The organism is Blautia sp. ZXY-1-B12 (genome assembly GCF_056339915.1).
The window spans coordinates 1-3,425 of record NZ_JBWJVP010000222.1 but is presented as its reverse complement, the minus strand read 5'-3'; the positions used below and the strand labels follow the sequence as shown (position 1 = coordinate 3,425).

Sequence of the window (3,425 nt, the reverse complement as noted above, 5' to 3'; positions counted from 1 at the left end):
TCCCACTCTGTATCATTTATCCATACTACACCTAATCTTGCGTTTCTCAGTTGTTCTGTATCAACACTACCTAAACGCTGCTGTATACCTACGTCAAGGACAAGGTTTGATTTTGAAATTTCAACCAACTGATTTTCTGTTACATTTGTGATTCCGACATCAGCGGTAGTTCCCATTAACCGAATTTGTTGCATTTGGTAGGTTTCAAAATAACTAAAACCAATACTGAATGTCGCAGTTATCATAAATGCAGTTAGCACAAGAGCAATGATTGCAAATAAATTACGCTGCCGTTCACGATGCAAACTGCGCTTTGCCAGCTTCTTTTCAATGTCACTGGTATCATTTTCAAAAGGCCATGTCATAGCTTGCCACCTCCTTATTCCACAATCCTGCCATCCTCAATGCGGACAATCCGATCTGCAAGACGGGCAATATCGTTGTTGTGGGTAATCATCACAACGGTTTGCCGGAACTCCGCACTGGTGCGCTTGATAAGCCCCAGCACCTCAGTGCTGGTCTTGCTGTCAAGATTGCCGGTCGGTTCGTCCGCCAGCACGATAGCCGGTTTGGTAATCAAGGCGCGGGCGATAGCCACACGCTGCTGCTGTCCGCCGGATAGATTGTTCGGCATATTTTTCAGTTTATTTTCCAGCCCCAGTAGGTGAACAATTTCGTCCAAAAACTTCTGATCCACCGTGTCCCCGTCCAGCTCCACCGGCAGGACAATGTTCTCATACACATTCAGGATGGGAACAAGGTTATAGTTCTGGAAGATAAAGCCGATGTTGCGGCGGCGAAAGATGGTAAGCTGCTCGTCGTTCTTCTTTGCCAGTTCTTCGCCTCGGACAATCACGGTTCCGCTGGTGGGAGTGTCCAACCCGCCCATCATGTGAAGCAGGGTGGACTTGCCGCTACCAGAGGTTCCCACAACAGCCACAAACTCGCCGTCCTCCACGGAGAAATTTACGCCGTCAAGGGCGCGGGTAATGTTCGGTTCTGTACCGTAATACTTTTTCAGGTCAATCGTCTGTAAAACGCTCATATTCAAAACTCCTTTCAAGGCTTCCTACCTGTTGATAAGTGTATTGTAAAACCCAAATGTCCGCGAAATGTTACAGCGGCTAAAAAAATTCATTGAAAATTGAGGTGAAATGTTACAACGCTCGGACATTTCATTTTATCTCTGCACTTCAGGCCAACTTGACCCGAAGCAGAAAGTTTCTCTCAACGCAAGGGAAGCATAATGGAAAATTCCGAACCCTTGCCCGGCTCCGAAACCACTTTGATATAGCCGCCCTGCCGCGTTACGATCTCGCGGGCCAGATACAGGCCAATGCCCACACCCTGCTGTTCGTGTACTTCTTCCTCACGATAGAAGCGCTGGAAGATAGCGGCCTGATTGCTTTCGGAAATGCCCTTGCCAGTGTCGGTCACTTTGATTTCCACATACATTTCCCACAGCACCACAGACACAGCGATTTTCCCGCCTGCCGGGGTGTACTTCACCGCATTGTCCAGCAGGTTAAAGAGGGCTTCCGATGTCCACTTGCTGTCATGGGAAACGGTCAAATCCTCCGGGCAGTCCACAGACACGGCGATTTCCTTTTTCTCCGCTGCATACACGATCCCACTCATGGCCTGTGCCACGGTATCAAAGAGGCGGCCCGGTTTCTTGTCCAACTGGATCACGCCTGTTTCCAGACGGGAGGTTTTCACAAGGGCCTGAAAGAGAAAGTCCAGCTTATCCGTCTGGCTGCGGATTCCCCGGATAAAGTCGGTGCGCTCTGCCTCGGCCATAGGCTTTTCCAGCAGGGTGTCCGTCGCCATTTTCAGATTGCTTACCGGCGTTTTCACCTGATGGGAAATATCCGATACAAGGGTCTGTAACTCCTGCCGTTCCTCGTCCACCCGGCGGCGGTTCTCCTGCATGATCTGGTAAAGCCTTGCCAGCCGGTGTCCGATTCTGGCAAGCTGGGTTTCGCTGTCCTCTGGCCGCTGGGGCGCTTCATTTCCGGCAATCATGTGGTCTAAGGTCTGGCACAGGTCAGCGGTAAACTGTGATAACCGTTTTCCAAACGCCTGCGTCAGTACAAAAATCCCTACAAGGGCGCACAACAGCAGCGCCCCGCCCGTCAGCAGCACCGCCGTCTGTTTTGTCACAAGAAAAAGGGCTATGGTGATCCCGGACATGGAGAGGGCAAACCCTATTGCCACCCGGCCAAACAGCCGCTTTACCGAGAGGTTTTGAAACTTCATTTTGCCTCGCCTCCCGTCCATTGATAGCCCATGCCGTAAACGGTCTTGATGTAGGGCGCGCCGCCGTCGGATTCAATCTTGCTGCGAATCCGGCTGATAGAAGTTGTCAGGGTGTGTTCGTCTACAAACCTTTCGTCTATATCCCACAGCTTTTCCAAAAGCTGCCCACGGGTCAGCACTTGCCGGGGATTTTTGCGGAACAGGTTCAGCATTTTGTACTCCATCGGGGATAGGGTCAGGGGCTTGCCATTTAAGGAAGCCGTCTGTTCCGAGAAGTCCAGAAACAGCCGCCCGTCGTCGTAAATGTCCTTGGCCGGTTTGTGGTGTTCCAGCATGGCGAACATGGCTTTGATTTTCCGCTGCAAGGCCCCGATCACAAAGGGCTTTGTGATGTAGTCCACCGCGCCCACCTCATAGCCCCGTATCTGGTCGCTCTCCTGATCGTTGGCGGTCAGGAAAATCACGATGGTATCCGGGTGCTGGGGCTTTATCAGCTTGCACAGTTCAAAACCGTTCCCGTCCGGCAGGTTGATGTCCAGCAGAACTAAATTAAATTCCCGCTGGCGGATGGCTTCGGCTGCGGTTCTGGCATTTAGGGCAGAAGTCACGCCGTAGCCGTCTGCGGTCAGGTTATAGGCCAACATCTTATTCAAAAAACTGTCGTCCTCGACAATTAAAATCTGCTTCATATCCTCACTTCCTTTGCTTTTTGCAGATAGTATAACAGGCAAATGTCCGTGAAATGTTACAGCGGACGAATTTTTGAAAAAATTATTTCTTCATAAATTATATAGCCTGTTGGCTTTTACATCAAGATTTTACAAGTGAATAGTGAAATGAAATACTACCTTACATAAAGTTTCATTACATTCTCATAATCCAACCAGAAATGTACAATGATATAGGGTGATATGAGAATGAACCAAGATGAAAGAAGGTTTGACTTTCACGGCCTCGGGGCGGCTCTCAAACGAGCCAGAGAAGAAAAGGGATGGACACAAGCCTATGTTGCGGAATTAGTAGACCGTGACTCCCGTACCATTATGAATATTGAGAACAAAGGTCAATATCCCAGCTTCGACCTTTTTGTTAAACTCATTACTATGTTTGACGTTTCAGTTGACCAGTTTATTCATGCGGACGGAGGGGCAAGGTCAAGCTCTTGT

Annotated in this window: 4 protein-coding genes and 1 pseudogene; 1 reads left to right on the top strand and 4 read right to left on the bottom strand. The window is 49.5% G+C overall.

The window, feature by feature from the left end; genetic code table 11:
* The 4 genes and pseudogenes from AC075L_RS14690 to AC075L_RS14675 form a co-directional block, all read right to left on the bottom strand.
* A pseudogene (locus AC075L_RS14690) lies at window positions 1–365 on the bottom strand (ABC transporter permease); the annotation flags it as partial.
* Between the two features lie 14 nt (window positions 366–379).
* Window positions 380–1,045, bottom strand: coding sequence for an ABC transporter ATP-binding protein (locus AC075L_RS14685; RefSeq protein WP_476387855.1), 666 nt, complete (start codon window positions 1,043–1,045; stop codon window positions 380–382).
* A gap of 182 nt (window positions 1,046–1,227) precedes the next feature.
* Window positions 1,228–2,259, bottom strand: coding sequence for a sensor histidine kinase (locus tag AC075L_RS14680; protein ID WP_055192238.1), 1,032 nt, complete (start codon window positions 2,257–2,259; stop codon window positions 1,228–1,230).
* Window positions 2,256–2,948 carry a response regulator transcription factor gene (locus AC075L_RS14675; RefSeq protein ID WP_007890426.1) on the bottom strand — a complete coding sequence of 231 codons (693 nt, stop codon included), beginning with the start codon at window positions 2,946–2,948 and terminating at the stop codon, window positions 2,256–2,258. Before AC075L_RS14675 ends, AC075L_RS14680 begins: the two co-directional genes overlap by 4 nt.
* Window positions 2,949–3,176: 228 nt before the next feature.
* On the opposite strand from AC075L_RS14675, the gene AC075L_RS14670 reads away from it, so the two are divergent.
* Window positions 3,177–3,425 (top strand): helix-turn-helix transcriptional regulator (locus AC075L_RS14670; protein WP_476387854.1); only part of this gene is annotated, 249 nt, incomplete at its 3' end.

Bases quoted from the DNA above. Each gene is read 5' to 3' on its own strand.
- AC075L_RS14685 (WP_476387855.1), bottom strand. From the start codon at position 1,045: ATGAGCGTTTTACAGACGATTGACCTGAAAAAGTATTACGGTACAGAA.
- AC075L_RS14675 (WP_007890426.1), bottom strand. From the start codon at position 2,948: ATGAAGCAGATTTTAATTGTCGAGGACGACAGTTTTTTGAATAAGATG.
- AC075L_RS14680 (WP_055192238.1), bottom strand. From the start codon at position 2,259: ATGAAGTTTCAAAACCTCTCGGTAAAGCGGCTGTTTGGCCGGGTGGCA.